This window comes from Peribacillus sp. P4_B1, assembly GCF_056402395.1.
Genome location: NZ_JBFUHM010000054.1, coordinates 12,623 through 30,050, shown reverse-complemented (window position 1 = coordinate 30,050; position 17,428 = coordinate 12,623). Strand labels below are relative to the sequence as shown.

The window sequence follows — 17,428 nt, the reverse complement described above, 5'->3', positions numbered from 1 at the left end:
TCACCATCTTTAGCCCGATTGCATATTTCACCATTCCATGTTTTGCCCTGGCTGATCGTTAGCCATAAGTCAGTGAAAAATTCTTTTGCATGATAACCCGAATTGATGATGGAATGGTTTTTCCCTATTAGTTCATGTTCTTCATATTGAGATATTTCCAGGAATTTTTCGTTAACATATGTAATGATTCCTTTTGCATCCGTGATGGCGACGATCGCCGATTGATCTAAAGCATAACGGATATCGCTCACAGTATTATCACTTCTTGCCAACCTCCGGCCTACGATCGTGCTTGAAGCAATCAAGCWGGCAAGGATGAACAATGAGATAAAGCAAGTTAGATAAAGCATAAAAGGAGTGAGCGGAACAAATTCACCTGTTACATTTTTACCATCCATCGGTAACACTCTCAAAAAAAGATAGTACCCTTCAATGATTGCCCCGCTCATCATGAGGGTACTGACTGGCTTTAGTGAGGATTGACTTAATTTATTAAAATAAAATAATATTGCCAGGGCTGCTACAAATAAACTAAAGACACTGAAAAGCGTACTGGCGACCAACAATATGCTAAATTGCAAAGAGTGGTTTAAAGAAGACGTTCCCATAATATAATTGGACAATATTGCCATAGTGAACATGAAACCGCAAAAAACGATTTGCAGTATTTGTGTTTTATATGATATCGCCAATAACCCAACCCCTGCGAGAGCAATCGCTAAAACTAATGAAAAAATTATTGTAAAAAAGTTGAATGCTGCCACCCCAGAATTATCAAGGGTTAATATGACAACAAAGTTAAGCATCCAAATAGCCACTCCCATAGAGCAGCTGCTCCCTATATACAATAGGCGTTTATATTTCTCGGTCGTCAGTAACGATGTCAGTAAATCCAACGCCGTATAACACGCCATTATTAACAAAAGTACCGCAATCATAAAGAGGACAGGATTTGATGCCACAATTGATTGTCCCATTTTTTTCTTGATCACCTCTACCGTTCTATTCTCCTATATTGTAATGGAAATTCATAGTACCTCCAAGGTTTTTTATTTCCTTATTCCTATATATTTACACACTAAATCTTTGGTGTCCCACACATCACATGAAAATGGAGTTTTTTTCATAAATTCAATAAAATGAGAAATACTATTCTTTTGTATAGAGTAAAATAAAAATACATGATAATGACAAGCATTCACAACCTGCTTCATCATCGCATGACATACTCAAGAATAACAAAAAGAATTATTCAGAAATATATTAATTAAGAATGTTAATTTCTTTATTTAATTATACCTATAGGTTTATAATTAAATAGAACGTATATAGAGAGAAGGGAGTGGGGGGGCATGATTATGTCAGACCTGGCAGGTGCAAGTACAACAGAAATTATGCACAAGAAGACCCAGCATAAAAAATTAACACTGAGACAAATATTACAAAGAGGACTTTTAATTACGATCGGTGCCGTTTTAATGGCTGTCGGCCTCGAGATTTTTTTAGTGCCGAATAACGTAATCGACGGAGGCATAACGGGAATATCGATTATGTTGTCTTACATTACGGGATGGAAACTTGGTATTTTTCTTTTCGTTTTGAATCTTCCTTTCTTTTTTATCGGTTATAAACAAATTGGAAAAACCTTCGCATTATCTACTCTGTATGGGATTTTAGTCCTTTCTATTACCACTGCATTGCTTCATCACGTACCAGCTTTCACTCAAGATATCCTCCTAGCATCCGCTTTTGGCGGAATGATTCTTGGCATTGGTGTTGGAATGGTCATTCGATATGGCGGCTCATTGGATGGTACAGAAATACTTGCTATACTCGCTAGCAAGAAGATCCCTTTTTCCGTTGGGGAGATCGTCATGTTTTTTAATTTATTCATCCTTGGCAGTGCAGGCTTCGTTTTCTCATGGGATCGCGCCATGTATTCGATCATAGCTTACTTCGTAGCTTATAAAACGATGGATATCGTCATCGCTGGTTTGGATGAGTCCAAATTTGTTTGGATTATCAGTGATGAATTTGGTGATATCGGCGACGCCATAATGAATCGCCTTGGACGCGGCGTAACATTTTTAGCTGGCGAAGGTGCTTATTCTGGTGATGATAAAAAAGTCATCTTTTGTGTAATAAACAGGCTTGAGGAAGCTAAACTTAAAGATATAGTCAAAAGCTTTGACCCTTCTGCATTTCTTGCCGTAGGGGATATCGCGGAAGTTCGGGGCGGCCGATTCAAGAAAAAAGATATTCACTAATCATTCACCTGCTTTTTGCTTCAAACAATTGGCAAAAAGATAAAAAAAGCTGAAGGGATAATCCCCTTCAGCTTTTTTTATACAGTCTTAATAGTTTCTTGGATTGTTGATTGCTTGAAGCATTCTGGTGCCGGGTTTCATCTCGCTGCTACATAACGGACAAACGTGTTCATCATTACTTGTAAAGTTATCGCGAATCCAACCTTTGCAATCTTCTGATGTACATTCCCACACCTTTGTTTCTTCAGGAATGATTTCTTCCGTATTATTTCTTCTATACATGTATCTCACTCCTTAGAATTGAATTGACTTCGTCATGCATAACAGATCACAAGCCATAAAGATAAAAGAAGAATAGATGGCGATTAATCTAAATAGTGAGTAAATACCCATTCGCTTAACCATTGATTATTGTTCATTACACCCAAATTTTCCGAGTGGAAAGAACTTAAGATTACGACATGAATTTTTAATATCTCAGTAACCATTATATCATATATATGCTTTTTATATTTGAGTAAAGATTCTAAAGTAGAAATGATTCCTTAAATCTCATTAAATGAAACACAGCCCCTGACTTACCCTTCAAGATAATAGAGACTGCGCTGTTCAAGAATCCATTCCATATGGTTCTTCCTGCTCGATCGGATAAACAATTCAAAGCGAATCGAGCATGAGAGTAATTTTAGTGCCAAAACCTAAAACAATGAAAGCCCTGCCTCTCTCCCATCCATACGGTTCCTAGACCGTGCCTGCGAGAATCAGATAAAAGCTTGTAAGTACATGTTTATTAATTAAAACCGTCCGTAATTCCAATTGGGAAAATTAAATTCCAAAAGATAAATGGTACATAGAAGTAAGTTAATGAAGAACAGAAATGGATCGAGGAAAATACTTGGTAATAAGATGTATTTCATTTTTCTAGATGTGTTTAACTTGTTTCTACTCCATCATGAAAATGATGGAAAATTATTTTATTAATAAAAATGTTACTTTAAATTACCCTCCAGCGTTTTCTTAACAACAMTGAAATTATATCTTATCATATATATTTATATATGTAAAGCATTAAACCAGATTGTACTCTCACTCTGGCATATTTCTTTCAAGCAAAAAAAATAAAGAGGCATAATTCACCTCTTTTATTTAAATGCATTATACTCATTTTCAATTTTTGGGAGTTCCCTGACTTCCTCGACTAATTGACTACCGCACATTGGGCAATCATAGTTTTCCGATGCAAAATCTTTTCTCATCCAACCATTACAATCTGCTGATCCGCACGCATATACTATCGTATCTTCCATAACGATTTCTGGTTCCTCTGAATTCTTTTTACCAAAATACATGAGCAACCTCCTCTTTTTTATATAAAGACTCTGATTAAGGGCGCGAAATCCACCTTTTTATCATTCCTAGTATACGCATTAAACCAAATTCTTATTTATTCATTGAAAAAATATTCCAAAAGCCTAATCACCTATGCGTTTTCCAATCCTGCTTTAACCAAGATCGCTTTAATCATAAAGTAGGAAAAGTGCTCAGGTAAGGCTTCTTTTAGCGGTTTTAGTTTTTCAGAATCCAATTGTTTCGCAGTTTCCAATACAAGGTCATACTCTTTATCCGAGAAAATCCCTTCCCATTTGATATCCAAATGTTCCTCTGCACACTTTAATAAATGATTTTCAATTGAAAGAGAAGACAGACCTCTCATTGTCCCGATTTCCTTGATTGATTTGCCTTCCTGATATAAGCGATAGCTTTCTAAATGTGATGGCGTATTGCTTCTCTTTACTGCTTCCTTTGTAACCATTATATTCGTTTCTAATTCAGGATGTGCCTGTACATAATGGGAAATTCCTTCTAGGAACACGGCGCCGAAGCGTTCGAACTTCTGGGTGCCCACCCCTTTTACTTCTAGGAATTCCTGTTCTGTTTTCGGCAGTTTGACGGCCATATCTTTCAAAGATGCATCGGAAAAAATAATGAATGGTGGTACATTTTCCTTACCTGCCAATTCTTTTCTTAACTGTCTCAACTCATTGAATAACCCATGATCTACACTGATGCTGCTTACTTTTTTTATTTCCTTACGCAGGACCTTTTTCTGTCCCAATAGCACTTCCCTTCCAGCATTGGTCACTTTAAGGACTGGAAATTGGCCCCCGGTCATTTCGATATACTGTTTTGCTGTAAGGAAATCAATGAAATCACCTACATCCTTTGCAGATTGATTATTGATGATTCCATAGGTGGAAAGCTTCTGAAAGCCGAACTCTTCAATTTTCTTATTTCGTGATCCCGTAAGCACTTGGGAGATCATCGTTTTACCGAATCGCTCACCCATTCGCAACATGCATGAAAGGACCATCTGTGCTTGTGTAGTTACTTCAATAGAGTCACGTTTATCTGTACAATTTTCACAATGACCGCAATCCTCAGGATTTTCCTCTCCAAAGTATTGAAGAATGAAGGCTTGCAAACACCCTTCAGTAAAACAATAATCCTTCATTTTGTTCAACTTCTTCAATTCCTGTGATTGCCACTCCTGGGAAGGGTTTGATTGATCAATCAGAAAACGCTGAATCTGCATATCCTGGGGGGAATACAAAAGGATGCATTCACTCTCCAAACCATCCCTTCCTGCACGACCTGCTTCCTGATAATAACTCTCCATGTTCTTTGGAGTTTGGTAATGAATGACGTATCTGACATTAGACTTATCGATTCCCATCCCAAATGCAGATGTCGCTACCATTAAAGGAACGTCATCACGAATGAATTGGTCTTGCTGTTCCGAACGGTCTTGTTCATTCATGCCAGCATGGTATCGACCTGTCTTGAATCCGGCTTTATTAAGCTTGGCATGCAACGAATCGACTTCTTTCCTAGTGGCTGCATATATGATACCCGACTCATTCTTGTTTTTCTCTATATAGCGCATTAAAAAACGTCCGCGGTTTTCTTCTTTCACAACGGAAAAGAACAAGTTATCTCTTGAAAATCCCGTTGATATTGTATGCTGCCCTGATATTCCGAGCGACTGACAAATATCATCGGTTACATGCGGTGTGGCTGTTGCCGTTAATGCCAGTACAGTAGGAGCTGATGGCATGTTTTTCAATAAGGTCTTGATTTTTAAATAGCTTGGTCTGAAGTCATGGCCCCATTGAGATATGCAATGGGCTTCATCAATGGCCACCAATGAAATGTCCACATTAAATAAATCCTGTTGAAATGCAGCATTTTCCAAACGTTCCGGTGCCACATAAACCAACTTATATCTTCCTTGCTTAATATCGTTCATTCTATTGGATGATTCTAACCCCGAAATGGAGCTATTAAGAAATGTGGCATCAATCCCGTTTTGTTCGAGGGCATCTACTTGGTCCTTCATCAAGGAAATAAGTGGGGATATCACGAGTGTTACACCAGGTAACAAGAGGGCCGGGATTTGGTAACATATTGATTTACCTCCGCCAGTAGGCATGATTCCCGCTGTGTTTATTCCTCCCAACACCTGTTCGATAATCTGTTCCTGACCTTTTCGGAATGACTCATAACCAAAATATTCCTGTAAATATTCACGTGCTTTTTCCATCAATTTACTACTCCTCCTATTTACCTTGTAAGGATCGGTAAGGATCTATTTCTTTCATTGTACCTGCTTTTCCCGTGAACCAAAAGGACAAAAAGAGTAGACACATTAAATCTCCGTGTCTACTCTTTTCGATATATAAACATGTTTTGCATGGATGAATTAATTCAAGACTTGCAATTTAACGTTTTTAACGCCCCAATTCACGGCATCCTTTTCGTTAGGTATAAAAATGTCCACTCTATTTCCTTTGATAGCACTGCCCGTATCTGCTGCCGTTGCGTAGCCATAACCCTCTATATAAACTTTCGATCCAAGTGGAATGACTGAAGGGTCCACGGAAATTACTTTAGCATCTGGATTAGCTTTCAAGTCGACCCCTGTGGCTGTTGTACCGCTGCAGCCTTGACAATCAGCCGTATAGGCAGTTGCTCTAACAGTTATCTCTTTTTTAATTCCTGCTTGATCCTTGGATTCATTGTTTGTTTCAGCTGGTTCCGATTGTTCTGCTGGCTTTGACTGTTCAACTGGCTTTGATTGTTCTTCTGGCTTTGACTGTTCAACTGGCTTTGATTGTTCTTCTGGCTTTGATTGTTCAACTGGCTTTGATTGTTCAACTGGCTTTGATTGTTCTGCTGGCTTTGATTGTTCTGCTGGTGCAGCTTGCTCTGATTTTTGCTCAGGCCCAACACTCGCCGCTTCGACTTTGTTAGCCGCTGGTTTAATGACCAATTCTTGATCAGGATGGATTGTATCTGAATTTAAACCGTTCCAGGATTTAATATCATTTACTGCTACATCATATTTGTCTGCAATTTCCGATAATGTGTCTCCTGACTTGACTTTATAATGCTCTTCTTGAGAAATATGTAAGGTTCCTCCGGCATAAATCATGTCTGAAGACAAATCGTTCCAAGACTTAATATCTTCTATTGATACTTTATATGTTTGAGATATCCCCCATAATGTGTCTCCATCTTTCACTTTGACATCTTCTGCATGAACCGGAATTGTGAAAGCACCGGATATTGCAGCCGCTGCCGCTAACGATAAGATTGATTTTTTCATATGTTGTTACCTCCTTGTGAGCTGCTTTATAAGCTAACGAGTTCAATCTTAACATAGTTTTTTTCTATACAAAGAACAAACAGATAAAGAATAGATGACAAACATCACAGGAAGATAACGGGACTATAACAAGGTGTTTTAATATTCTGAAAACACATCTTTTCCCAGCTATCTCCCACATCATACTAATGGAGTCATATTATGTATTACCCAAGCATAATAATTAGAGGCTACATCTATACAAAGGAGGTATTTTTTTGACTCGCGAAAAGACTTTTACCTTAGTTAAATCATACAAACCTTTCCATAGTAAATTCGATCCGTGCCCGCCTATTGGGAGAAAGTATTTCAGGACACCTCCTAATTTGTATATTAATTTTCAACCGCCGAATTTGGAGCAGTTCACACCGGAGGAAGCTTTGAAATACGGTACACTTTGGAAGTTCTTTTATGATTTCTATGATAATCCATATCGGGAAAGGGAGACGTAAATGAATAAGAAACTGGATGATGAATATTATCAGCTGCTTGAACAAATACAGGCTGCGGATTTCGTACTTGTCGAGTTGACTCATTATTTGGATACACATCCTAATGACCAGCAAGCATTACAGCAATTCAATCAATTTCATGAATATTCCAAACAATTGAAATCGGTTTTTGAGCCTAAATACGGTCCCTTATTGGGTTTTGGAAACAGTCCAGGCGGTGAAAATAAATGGGAATGGGGCCAAGGCCCTTGGCCCTGGCAGGTATAAGGAGAGATATCTATGTGGGTGTATGAAAAGAAACTGCAATATCCAGTTAAAGTAAGAGACTGTAATCCTAGATTGGCAAAATATTTAATAGAACAATACGGAGGGGCTGATGGTGAATTGGCTGCAGCACTCCGTTACTTAAATCAACGATATACAATACCCGATAAAGTCATCGGATTACTTACGGATATCGGAACAGAAGAATTCGCTCACCTAGAAATGATTGCCACCATGGTTTATAAGCTTACAAAGGACGCCACACCACAGCAGATGGTTGCAGCAGGTCTTGGCGAACATTATGCGAATCATGATGGTGCACTTTTCTATCAAAATGCAGCAGGCGATCCATGGACAGCCACATATATCCAAGCTAAAGGCGATCCTATTGCTGATTTATATGAAGATATTGCCGCTGAAGAGAAAGCTCGTGCAACCTATCAATGGTTGATTGACATCTCAGATGACCCGGATATCAATGATTCACTAAGATTTTTAAGGGAAAGAGAGATTGTACATTCCATGAGGTTCAGGGAAGCTGTAGAAATCCTAAAAGAGGACAAAGGGAAAAAAAAGTTTTTTTAATAAAATTCAAATAGAAAAGGCAACGGAAAAGCTTCCGCTGCCTTTTTGTCATTTACGGTCTGAAGAATATGTCCATCCATCTTCCTGGTAAATCTTCTCTTCTTTCATCAGTTTGCCGAGAGCACGTTTGAACGCTCCCTTGCTTAAACCGAAGTGAAACTGGATATCATCAGGTGGTGTTTTGTCACCATAAGGCATAGCACCGCCACGATTCATTAAATAAGTGAAAATGACATCAGCATCTTCCCCCATTAAATCTTGTTTAAAGGGAAATAAAGAAACGTTTAGCGTTCCATCTTCTTTACTATCAATGACGCGCCCTTCAACTAATTCACCAAGACGTGGCTCCTCCTTGCGTTCACTTTCGTGAATGAAGCAGCGATATCCTTCTTCGGAAACAAAGAAAGACCCAACCATAAGCAAACGATAGACATTTCCCTTAACAGTGGTGTTACGGACTCCTTTTAAAGGAGCTTTTACAGCAATCTCCTGGATTACATCCTCCGTAGCAAGTTTACCAAACAGGCGGTCATTGCGATCTGTCTTAAGGGATACATATAGACGATCACCAATCTCAGGCCATAAACGATCAATATTCGGTAGGTCATCAAGGGATACAAGTATATCTTTGGAAAGGCCGATGTTCACAAAAACACCAAGTTTCCTTTTCACATTGACAACTTCCGCCCAACCATACTGATCAATCTGAATTTCGGGAATCTTCATTGTGGCTGTTAGCCTTGCTTGTTTATCGTGGTAGATGAACACAGTAACTTCATCACCAAGCTCAAGTTCCGTTCCTTCATTCATTTCACTATGATGAAGTAAGACATCTTCTGAACCATCAGTTAAAAACCATCCGAAATCAGCCTTACGTTCCACTTCTAACTCTACAGCCAAACCGGCCTGAATTTTTTGCATGTATATAAATCCTCCTGTAACTTACCTTTACCTACAATTGTACCCAATTATTTATTTTTCCAACATATTTGAATTTATCATTTTTTTGTTGTTCTGTATACCCATTACGGTTTTTTATTTTTTAACCCATGTCATCTTCGTGGAAGGCATCACATGGACCAGAATCTGCCTTTGTTACCATTACTGAACAAGGTATGCATAATTACTTTGGATAATTGCCTCGGTTTATATGGTTTAACTAAAAAACCCTTAAATCCCAATGAAATACCCTTTTCCCTTTCATCAAGTCCGTCGTTACAAAAACGGGAAGCTCATTCTAGTCACTAGATCCTTTAACTCCCTCAGGATTGCCCAGCCGTCCATTTCTCCCTCTTCAAGAAGGATATCTAGTACAATGGCATCCGGAGGTGAGGTTTTTAGCTTTTGAAATGCCTTTCTTCCACTATTAAAATAGCTAACGTGGAAGCCACTTTCCATCAAATCATATTTGAGCAGTTCCGCCAAAGTTATTATCATCTTCAATGACCATAATATCATAGCTCAGTATTCTTGACTGTCCATCATTGTTGAGACCCACTTCTATCTGGGTTACTCTAGCTAATGATATGGTAAATGTACTTCCATGTCCGTAATTGAGAAAACACCGTAACATATCCGCCGTGTGACTTTATGACTTCATCAACAATGGCTAATCCAAGGCCAGTTCCCCCAATCATCCGGCGATCTGAATTATCGACCCTATAAAATTTCTGGAATAAATGCGGCAGTGATTCTTTTGGGATGCCAAGCCCCTCATCCTTGATATCAATGAAAAGCATATCGTCCCAGCTATATGCACGGATAGAGACCCTGCCCCCATCCGGCGAATATTTGATTGAATTGCTAAAAAAGGTTGGAAAAGCCTTGTTCGATTTTTAAGTGATCACCTAAGATCATTATATCCTTGGTTTCGATTTTGAGTCGGATATCATGTTGTACTGTATTTATTTCTAAATGTTCAATTACTTTTTGAATTAATGGTATGATTTCTACATTTTTTTCATATATCTGTTTACCGGACTCCATCCTTTGAACACCCAGGAAATCATTGATAAGTGCGGTAAGTCTTCTTGCTTCATTGTAGATTGTCTGTACATATTTTGTCTGTCTTTCGGATTTCATGGGTTTGTCAGCATCAATTCGGTAAAACCATGGACGCTTGCAAGCGGTGTTCTTAATTCATGACTAACTGTACTGACAAATTCGGACTTCATTTGATCCACTTCATCTTCTTTTGCAATATCACGATAAACCAAAATTGTCCCAAAACCTTAGTCATAATTAGCCGGTTAAGCTTTTACTCCCATAATTTCATACTTAGGTATTTCGGTGATATAATTTATTGATTAACTGAAAGGAAAAAGAAAACATTCATGACAAAAAAATTGTATTACACGTCCACCATGACTTCCGAATGGGATACCAATATCCGGGAGTCCGTTGAAGAAAATGGCTTTTACTACATCACTCTTGAAGAAACCGCTTTTTATCCAGAAGGGGGCGGACAGCCTTCAGATACTGGCAAAATAGAAGGAATCACTGTTCTGGATATTATAAAAAGCAATGATGGGAAGATCCTTCATAAGACTGAGAGACGGCCAAGTTCAGAGATAGTTCACTGTGAGCTGGATTGGCCCCGCCGCTTCGATCATATGCAACAGCATAGCGGCCAGCATTTACTCTCTGCAGTCTGTGTCGAACTGTTTGACTCGAATACGGTCAGCTTTCATCTTGGAAAGGATTATTTAACGATCGATATAACGTCCGAATTTAAATGGACTGAAGTACATACGGCGGCAGTTGAAAAGCAGGCTAATCAATATATTATTGAGAATCGCGAAATACATGCATATTACGTGACAAAGGAGCAATTACAGACACTTCCTGTCGTTAAAATGCCTACTGTGTCCGAAAATATCCGTATTGTTGAAATAGAAGGGATTGAGTATAACCCTTGCGGCGGAACCCATGTAGCTCGAACCGGTGAGATAGGCTTAATAAAGATTTTCAAAACGGAGAAGCAGAAAGATAATACCCGCCTCTATTTTAAGTGCGGCTTCAGGGCATTGAACGAATTTTCCGAAAGTCTTGGTATTCTTTCAGCCTTATCGAATAAATTCAATACCGGACGTACAGAGATATTGAATAGGGTGGAGAAACTGGAGAATGACTATAACAAGCTACTATCGGTAAATGAAAACTTAAAACTTGAAAATGCAAACTTTCTTGCTGACTCTTTGATTGCAGAAAATGCAGAGGGATTCATCTCTCATATATTCGAAGATAGCCCAATGAAAGATCTGCTTTACCTTGCAGGTACGATTGTAAAAAAGGAAAAGGTTACCGTATTATTAGCATCACGTAAGGAGCAAAAGGTGATTCTTTCGCACAGTGGGTCCTTCCCCTTACATTGCGGAAAATATTTTAAAGCTGAACTCAGTTCGTATAATGGGAAAGGCGGAGGGAGCGAACAGACTGCACAAGCAGGTTTTGCGTCACAAAATGACCTAATGGCATTTTACCAATACACAGTTGAAAGATTTAGCCAAAATTCAGGTGAATAAAACCTCTGCGATATGGATAATGCCCATTCGTGAAGAACACAGAATTTATTTTTTTCAGAATTAGAAGAGAGAGGACAAATTGTGCCCTCTCTCTTTTTATACTTCTATCTTTAATTTCCGTAACCCTTGTTCTTCAATATGAATATGATATTTTTCTTCGAGCTCCAGGATACGTTTAAAGGCTTCCTCCTGATTATATTCATGGTTTTGCGATTCTTCGGCAAACTCTTTTCTTGCCAAATGATAGGCAAGCTTATCCCTGAATACTCCTTCTTCATATTCATCTATGACTTCATGAAGTTGATCCTCCAATTCCCTGCTTAAATCATATATTTCGTATTCCTTCAAAAACTGGACTCCTTCCATGCCGAAATCTTTGGCAAAGGAATTGAGATACTGTTCAACCTCACTGAATTCTTTATTATTTTCAGTATCGGAAGCAACCCAATATCCGTACTGAACCATTTTGAATAATGTTTCAAACTGTTTCTTGGTAAAATTGATTTTCATTGTCCATTAACCCCTTTTCCGGTTCCTTACACCAAAAAGAATAAACCGCAATGGAACAAAAGTCCAATGCAGTTTATTCTCAATCGAATATTTCGGTTACAGAAAAATAAGCTGCTTTTTCCGTATCTATGACATAATGGCAATCGCCTTTAACCAAATTATAATAACGGTGCTTTTGAATATTTGAAATCATTTGAGTTGAGTCATCTCCTTCTACCTCATGCTCTATTTCTTTGCCTCCCGGAAAATAAAAACCAACTTTCAATTTCATCATTCTCATCCTTCCCTTCATCTGCTTGAATCTCTCTTTTATTTCTTATCCTTTATCATGAAGTTATAAACATAAATTAAATGCTTATTCACTTTTTCCATGATATTCTAGAAAAAAACACTAAAACCAGAAGGTGTCTTTAATGAAAATCAGGAGAGCCATAGAAGAAGATGTAAATGGAATAGCAAATGTACATATAAACAGCTGGCAAACGACTTATAAAGGCATCCTCCCGGATCAATACTTGTCTTCCTTGAATCTGGAAGCCAGAAGGAAAAACTGGTTAAGAAATTTAAAGATGCTGCATAATGCCACTTTTGTTGCGGAAAATGCCCATGGGGAAATCATCGGTTTCGCTGCGGGCGGACCTGAACAAACGAATGATCCGCATATTCAAGGTGAAGTATATGCCGTCTATATTTTAAAAGAGTATCAACGGAAGGGATTCGGCCGAAAAATGATAAAAGCGGTCATACATGAACTTATTAAAATGGAACATAAGAATTTAATAATCTGGGCATTAAAGGATAATCCTTCATGCGGTTTTTACAAGGCGCTCGGCGGTCAAGTAATAGCTGAAAAAACTGTTAAAATGGCTGGCATCGAGCTCATCGAGGTCGGTTTTGGATGGCAAGATATTAAGGATATCCTTTTGCATTTGTGAGCGTACCCGGAGGATGGTTACATCCCATCTTCCACCTCTCATGTCTCAATTAAGAAAGCATTTTTCTCATTACCCAAAAAATAAAGTCGGTGCAATGGTCTTGTCATTGTTACGTATAGCAGTTTAATATCAAGCTCATTTTCACGGCGATACGCTTCTTCCAGGGATATTGCAAATACGACATCGAATTCCAGGCCTTTAGCTTGATATGAAGGAACAATTAATGTTTTATCTTTAGGAATGTTTCCCGCTTCATCTACTAAATGAAAGCTTTGATGGAATGCACTTAGTTTCTCGTTTGCCAGTTTGCAATCTTTCATCGTTTTGGCAATAACGGCAAACGTTTTAAATCCCTCTCCTTTAAGGCTTTCAATAAGTTCGATTAGCTCTTCTTCCCACCCTTTCTTTTCAATGGAAATGAATTCCGGATCCCTGCCATGACGGACTACAGGTTCAACTTCCGGGAAATCGTAGGTTAACAACTTAAGAATCCGGTTAGCTTGTTTCATTATTTCAACAGTGGTTCTATAGCTTTTTTGTAATTCAGTGTACGTCGCCCGCGGGAAAATACGATGGTGGACCTCATCCCATGTTTGTAACCCCCGGTATGAATGGATGCCTTGTGCCAGGTCACCTACTAGTGTGAACATATCCGTATCCACTGCTGTTTTGAGTGCCTGTAACTGCATGAAACTATAATCCTGAGCCTCATCAATGACGACATTTTTTGCTTTATTTTCTTTGTCGACACCAAAAAGCCGCTCCTGAAGATATAATAATGCACCTAAGTCCTCCATCTCATAGCTTTTATCAGAAAATAATTTATGATTATACTCACATAAAGCACTTGCATCTTCAAAAGTAAGTTTACCATTACTATACGAGGCCAACCGCTCCGGATCTTGATATAATTCCTGATAGTAAAGTAGAAGATCTTTATTTTTGAATTGCTTAAAATAGCCTTTTACAGAAGAACGGATCGCTTTTTGGATCTGTCCGATCCTTTCCTCTTTTTTATCGAGGCATTTTGTAACAAATTCCTTGCGTATGTCTGGATCTATATTCTTAATGAGAGCCTTCTCAATTTTAGCCTCATAAAAATCAAGAACACGATCAAGCATTATTTTCTTTTTCAATTTAACTTCATTTTGTAAAATGGCCTTCAGTTTGTCCAGCCTGCCGTATAACGGTAAATACCAATAATCCTCTTCCAATAATCTAATGAACTTCTTAGCGGAATAGAGGCGATATTTATCACAATAGAAATCTGCATCCGGATGAAAACCCCTGAAAATATCCTTTACATATTCGTCCAAAATATATTTAAATACGGGGGAGCCCTTTAGACCTGATATCCAGACAGCGGACTTTATTTCTTCATCATCCTTTTCCAGCATTCGAGTTAGTTTATCATCAGGCACAAGCTTCACTTGCTTTCCTATCGCTGCCTGCACATATTCGGAAAATGTGAATTGTTTTACTTTTTCAACACCTAATTCAGGTAATGCTTCAGATATGTAATCAATGAACACCCGGCTCGGGGCAAGAATCATTAATTGTCGCGGATCGAACAAGTCTTTATAGTGGTAAATGAAATAAGAAATCCTATGTAAAGCAATTGTCGTTTTACCACTGCCCGCTGCGCCCTGAACAATGATAGGTTTATTCAAATCTGCACGAATGATTTTATTTTGTTCTTCCTGGATCGTTGTAATGATATCTGTCAACCGATTGCTGGAACTTTTAGAGAGAGATTCCTGCAACAATTCATCCGTCGTTGTTAGATCAATGTCCCTTACCTCTTCCAAGACACCTTCTTCAATCATTAATTGTCTCTTTAAAGTGATGTTCCCGCTAAACGTTTCCCCTTCCGCCTCATATTCAATTTCACCAATCCGTCCCTCATAGTAAAGGTTTGCAATTGGTGAACGCCAATCTACGATGATCTGTTCCTGGCTTTCCCTCTGATAAAGGGACGTTTTTCCGAAATAAAGCACTTCCCCTCTTTCACCATCATTCCTTTCAAAATCCACTCTTGCAAAGTAGGGCTTTTTACTTGCTTTACGTAAACTTTCAAGTTCAGCTTTGGACATTTCAAAAAAGTTGGCTGTCGTCAACAATTGAGAATATAAGCCGGATTCAGACCAATCGGCATCACCAAAAGCTTCTTGCATATTCCGCTGAAATTGATCTTTGCTTGTTTCTGATGTTTTGATGACTACATCTATGTAACGTTTGGTAAAATCCAGCCGCTGTCGTTCCAGTTCAAAATCAGGGTGACTTCCCAATATAACCACTCTCCCTTCCTCGTTTATTTTTAAAAACCGATGCTAAGATGAAATGGACATTTATACTATCAGAAAACCCAATGGTTGACAAATGTGGACACATAGAATTATATAGTTGAAATTAACTTTTTTAGAAGGAAAATCTGAATGCTTTTCAGAAAATACGAAATAGACATATTTAATTATTACATCTCTAAAAATGTCATTTCCATTCTGGAAGTAGGAAGTTTATTTTCATTTCTTCCTCTGGACAATTCTCTTCTCTTATTCATTATGATATGCAGTGTATTTATTGTATATCAAAAAGATGTTAGACCCATCAATCAGGCGATCCCTGATCGTGCATTAAGGTTTAATGCTTAATGGGCCAATCATGATTTTCAGGGAAATGACCTTACCAAGTAATTAGTCAACACAAAAAAGCACTTCCCCTAATAGGGGAAGTGCCCAGCTAGACCTTTCTTCCACAAAGGTCATCAATTCTTAACATAAATAACGATAATTTAATGTTTCATTGGAATCTCATGTTATATACTTAGATTACAATTAAATAATTTTCTTACGAAAGTGGGTACCGTCATGGAAATAAATGAGAGACAACCAATACTATCCCCTAAATTAATCCATGAACTTGAAATTTTATCATCTAAAACAAATATGTCTATCCCTGAATTATTAGAAATATCTGTAGTATCACTGCTAGAAAAGGTGAATAATACCAAAGAAGTGAATGTTGGACTTAATAATAAGGAAATGATTTTAAGGAATAAAATCATCATTAATCAAAATAGAGAAGTTCTGAATAACCAAAGCACTTGACCATATAGGTAAAGTGCTTTTCTGTTCCTTTACATTTACAATGTATGAACAACACCCGATTACTCCACTGACATGTGTGCTAAATGATCGTATTCATGACCTTAAAAAACACCTTAACTGCCATTATGTTAAATTGATTATTGATTAGATATTCTAACGTGGTTTCCAATGTAATATTTATTCCTCATTATGTAATTCCCCACCAATACAATCAGTAAATTCCTTTGCCCTGTTTATATTGAATGAAAATACACCTAGAGTTCATTCAAGGGTTTCCCATGAAAAATCATATCCGTTTGAATTTGTAATTTCGCATTAAAAAAAGCAGCTATTAAACTGCTTATCAATCTTTATGGTTTATTTGATGTCACGTATGTACCAGCTATGAAATCATGTATGGATCTATGATCTTTTCTTAATCCAACCATGAATGCACTGACAATATACCCTATCCCTAATGTAACGGCATAAACTAAAGTAGCAACAAAATTCCTCATTAGCATTGTGCCTATGCCTAATTTTTTACCGTCCACCCTTACTATGCGTATACCCAAAATCCTTTTACCCACTGTATAGCCATACCATAGTATCGGGGCAATCAGCAAGTAAAGAAAGTTGACAAACGTTGAAAAGTTTTCGTTTTCCCAATCACTGGTAATTAACCCGAAAATTATCGCTACTGGTGCAGATACTATTAAGAAATCCAAAAATCCTGCTAAAAAACGTTTCCAAAACCCTACAGAATCGCTCATATATCCCCCTCCTTTTGCATTAGTTACAGTTACCTATATTACCAATTATAAGGTTAATATGTAATGAGCCTTTATACTCATAATTTTTTTCTACAAAAAATATAGAACTTACATTACAGCCAATACTTGTTCTTCAATATTAAACTCCTGAGTAATTTTTGCTTATAAACGTTTGTTTTTGCTAATCTAACTTTAATTTTCCTACGAAATAAGATACAATTTAATGAACGGCATTTAATAAATTAATGGATATAAACTGCTGTTTGAGTGAATCAGCGTAAAACTAGTGCAACAAAGTGTTGGAAACGTTGAAACAAAAGATTTTGG

21 protein-coding genes are annotated in these 17,428 nt (G+C 37.7%); 7 read left to right on the top strand and 14 right to left on the bottom strand.

Features of this window, described 5'->3' with window-relative positions; all coding sequences use genetic code 11:
• Nucleotides 1-977, bottom strand: a 977-nt coding sequence (locus AC1DVK_RS22445; RefSeq protein WP_477627414.1) for a PAS domain-containing protein, incomplete at its 3' end; no start/stop codon positions are given.
• Between the two features lie 381 nt (nucleotides 978-1,358).
• Here AC1DVK_RS22445 and AC1DVK_RS22440 point away from each other — a divergent pair.
• A complete protein-coding gene (locus tag AC1DVK_RS22440; protein WP_061463485.1) occupies nucleotides 1,359-2,267 on the top strand; it encodes a YitT family protein in 909 nt (302 codons plus the stop codon).
• An 87-nt stretch (nucleotides 2,268-2,354) separates the two neighbouring features.
• On the opposite strand, the gene AC1DVK_RS22435 is transcribed toward AC1DVK_RS22440, so the two are convergent.
• The 4 genes from AC1DVK_RS22435 to AC1DVK_RS22420 all read right to left on the bottom strand — a co-directional run bounded on the left by AC1DVK_RS22435 (nucleotide 2,355) and on the right by AC1DVK_RS22420 (nucleotide 6,933).
• The gene (locus tag AC1DVK_RS22435; protein WP_034307294.1) at nucleotides 2,355-2,549 is read right to left on the bottom strand and encodes a cold-shock protein; all 195 of its coding nucleotides are present in this window, start codon (nucleotides 2,547-2,549) and stop codon (nucleotides 2,355-2,357) included.
• A gap of 860 nt (nucleotides 2,550-3,409) precedes the next feature.
• Nucleotides 3,410-3,616 (bottom strand): cold-inducible protein YdjO-related protein, encoded by a 207-nt coding sequence (locus AC1DVK_RS22430; protein ID WP_061463486.1) that lies wholly within the window; start codon nucleotides 3,614-3,616, stop codon nucleotides 3,410-3,412.
• Nucleotides 3,617-3,747: 131 nt separating this feature from the next.
• Nucleotides 3,748-5,871 (bottom strand): DNA helicase RecQ, encoded by a 2,124-nt coding sequence (gene recQ / locus AC1DVK_RS22425; RefSeq protein ID WP_477627413.1) that lies wholly within the window; start codon nucleotides 5,869-5,871, stop codon nucleotides 3,748-3,750.
• A gap of 156 nt (nucleotides 5,872-6,027) precedes the next feature.
• On the bottom strand, nucleotides 6,028-6,933 hold the full coding sequence (locus AC1DVK_RS22420) for a LysM peptidoglycan-binding domain-containing protein (protein WP_477627412.1): 906 nt from the start codon (nucleotides 6,931-6,933) through the stop codon (nucleotides 6,028-6,030).
• Nucleotides 6,934-7,190: 257 nt separating this feature from the next.
• Between AC1DVK_RS22420 and AC1DVK_RS22415 the strand changes: the two genes are divergently transcribed.
• The 3 genes from AC1DVK_RS22415 to AC1DVK_RS22405 are packed head-to-tail and all read left to right on the top strand — an operon-like array spanning nucleotide 7,191 to nucleotide 8,273.
• Entirely contained in the window at nucleotides 7,191-7,424 is a 234-nt protein-coding gene (locus tag AC1DVK_RS22415; protein ID WP_061463488.1) for a spore coat associated protein CotJA, read from the top strand.
• Nucleotides 7,425-7,691 (top strand): spore coat protein CotJB, encoded by a 267-nt coding sequence (locus AC1DVK_RS22410; protein WP_061463489.1) that lies wholly within the window; start codon nucleotides 7,425-7,427, stop codon nucleotides 7,689-7,691.
• 12 nt (nucleotides 7,692-7,703) lie between these two features.
• Entirely contained in the window at nucleotides 7,704-8,273 is a 570-nt protein-coding gene (locus AC1DVK_RS22405) for a manganese catalase family protein (RefSeq protein WP_061463490.1), read from the top strand.
• 48 nt (nucleotides 8,274-8,321) lie between these two features.
• Here the strand turns inward: AC1DVK_RS22405 and AC1DVK_RS22400 are convergent, their stop codons facing one another.
• The 5 genes from AC1DVK_RS22400 to AC1DVK_RS22380 all read right to left on the bottom strand — a co-directional run bounded on the left by AC1DVK_RS22400 (nucleotide 8,322) and on the right by AC1DVK_RS22380 (nucleotide 10,489).
• Nucleotides 8,322-9,194, bottom strand: a complete 873-nt coding sequence (locus tag AC1DVK_RS22400; RefSeq protein ID WP_410860881.1) for a CvfB family protein — start codon at nucleotides 9,192-9,194, stop codon at nucleotides 8,322-8,324.
• Between the two features lie 294 nt (nucleotides 9,195-9,488).
• Nucleotides 9,489-9,710, bottom strand: coding sequence for a response regulator (locus AC1DVK_RS22395; protein WP_477627411.1), 222 nt, complete (start codon nucleotides 9,708-9,710; stop codon nucleotides 9,489-9,491).
• Nucleotides 9,711-9,787: 77 nt separating this feature from the next.
• Nucleotides 9,788-10,036 (bottom strand): ATP-binding protein, encoded by a 249-nt coding sequence (locus AC1DVK_RS22390; RefSeq protein WP_477627416.1) that lies wholly within the window; start codon nucleotides 10,034-10,036, stop codon nucleotides 9,788-9,790.
• 40 nt (nucleotides 10,037-10,076) lie between these two features.
• Nucleotides 10,077-10,355, bottom strand: coding sequence for a histidine kinase (locus AC1DVK_RS22385; RefSeq protein ID WP_477627410.1), 279 nt, complete (start codon nucleotides 10,353-10,355; stop codon nucleotides 10,077-10,079).
• Complete coding sequence (locus AC1DVK_RS22380) at nucleotides 10,352-10,489, bottom strand: histidine kinase dimerization/phospho-acceptor domain-containing protein (RefSeq protein WP_410860886.1); 138 nt, start codon at nucleotides 10,487-10,489, stop codon at nucleotides 10,352-10,354. The genes AC1DVK_RS22385 and AC1DVK_RS22380 overlap by 4 nt, the downstream gene beginning before the upstream one ends.
• 117 nt (nucleotides 10,490-10,606) lie before the next feature.
• On the opposite strand from AC1DVK_RS22380, the gene AC1DVK_RS22375 reads away from it, so the two are divergent.
• The gene (locus AC1DVK_RS22375; protein WP_477627409.1) at nucleotides 10,607-11,797 is read left to right on the top strand and encodes an alanyl-tRNA editing protein; all 1,191 of its coding nucleotides are present in this window, start codon (nucleotides 10,607-10,609) and stop codon (nucleotides 11,795-11,797) included.
• 96 nt (nucleotides 11,798-11,893) lie between these two features.
• Here AC1DVK_RS22375 and AC1DVK_RS22370 read toward each other — a convergent pair whose 3' ends face one another.
• Nucleotides 11,894-12,307: a hypothetical protein gene (locus tag AC1DVK_RS22370; RefSeq protein ID WP_061463494.1), complete on the bottom strand. Its 414-nt coding sequence runs from the start codon at nucleotides 12,305-12,307 to the stop codon at nucleotides 11,894-11,896.
• Between the two features lie 79 nt (nucleotides 12,308-12,386).
• Nucleotides 12,387-12,578, bottom strand: coding sequence for a hypothetical protein (locus AC1DVK_RS22365; protein WP_089364340.1), 192 nt, complete (start codon nucleotides 12,576-12,578; stop codon nucleotides 12,387-12,389).
• Between the two features lie 142 nt (nucleotides 12,579-12,720).
• On the opposite strand from AC1DVK_RS22365, the gene AC1DVK_RS22360 reads away from it, so the two are divergent.
• Nucleotides 12,721-13,242, top strand: coding sequence for a GNAT family N-acetyltransferase (locus AC1DVK_RS22360; protein ID WP_410860888.1), 522 nt, complete (start codon nucleotides 12,721-12,723; stop codon nucleotides 13,240-13,242).
• A gap of 38 nt (nucleotides 13,243-13,280) precedes the next feature.
• Here the strand turns inward: AC1DVK_RS22360 and AC1DVK_RS22355 are convergent, their stop codons facing one another.
• Entirely contained in the window at nucleotides 13,281-15,539 is a 2,259-nt protein-coding gene (locus tag AC1DVK_RS22355) for a HelD family protein (RefSeq protein ID WP_477627408.1), read from the bottom strand.
• A gap of 570 nt (nucleotides 15,540-16,109) precedes the next feature.
• On the opposite strand from AC1DVK_RS22355, the gene AC1DVK_RS22350 reads away from it, so the two are divergent.
• Entirely contained in the window at nucleotides 16,110-16,349 is a 240-nt protein-coding gene (locus AC1DVK_RS22350) for a hypothetical protein (protein ID WP_061463498.1), read from the top strand.
• 350 nt (nucleotides 16,350-16,699) lie between these two features.
• Here the strand turns inward: AC1DVK_RS22350 and AC1DVK_RS22345 are convergent, their stop codons facing one another.
• Nucleotides 16,700-17,101, bottom strand: a complete 402-nt coding sequence (locus AC1DVK_RS22345) for an RDD family protein (protein ID WP_477627407.1) — start codon at nucleotides 17,099-17,101, stop codon at nucleotides 16,700-16,702.
• Nucleotides 17,102-17,428 lie beyond the last annotated feature (327 nt).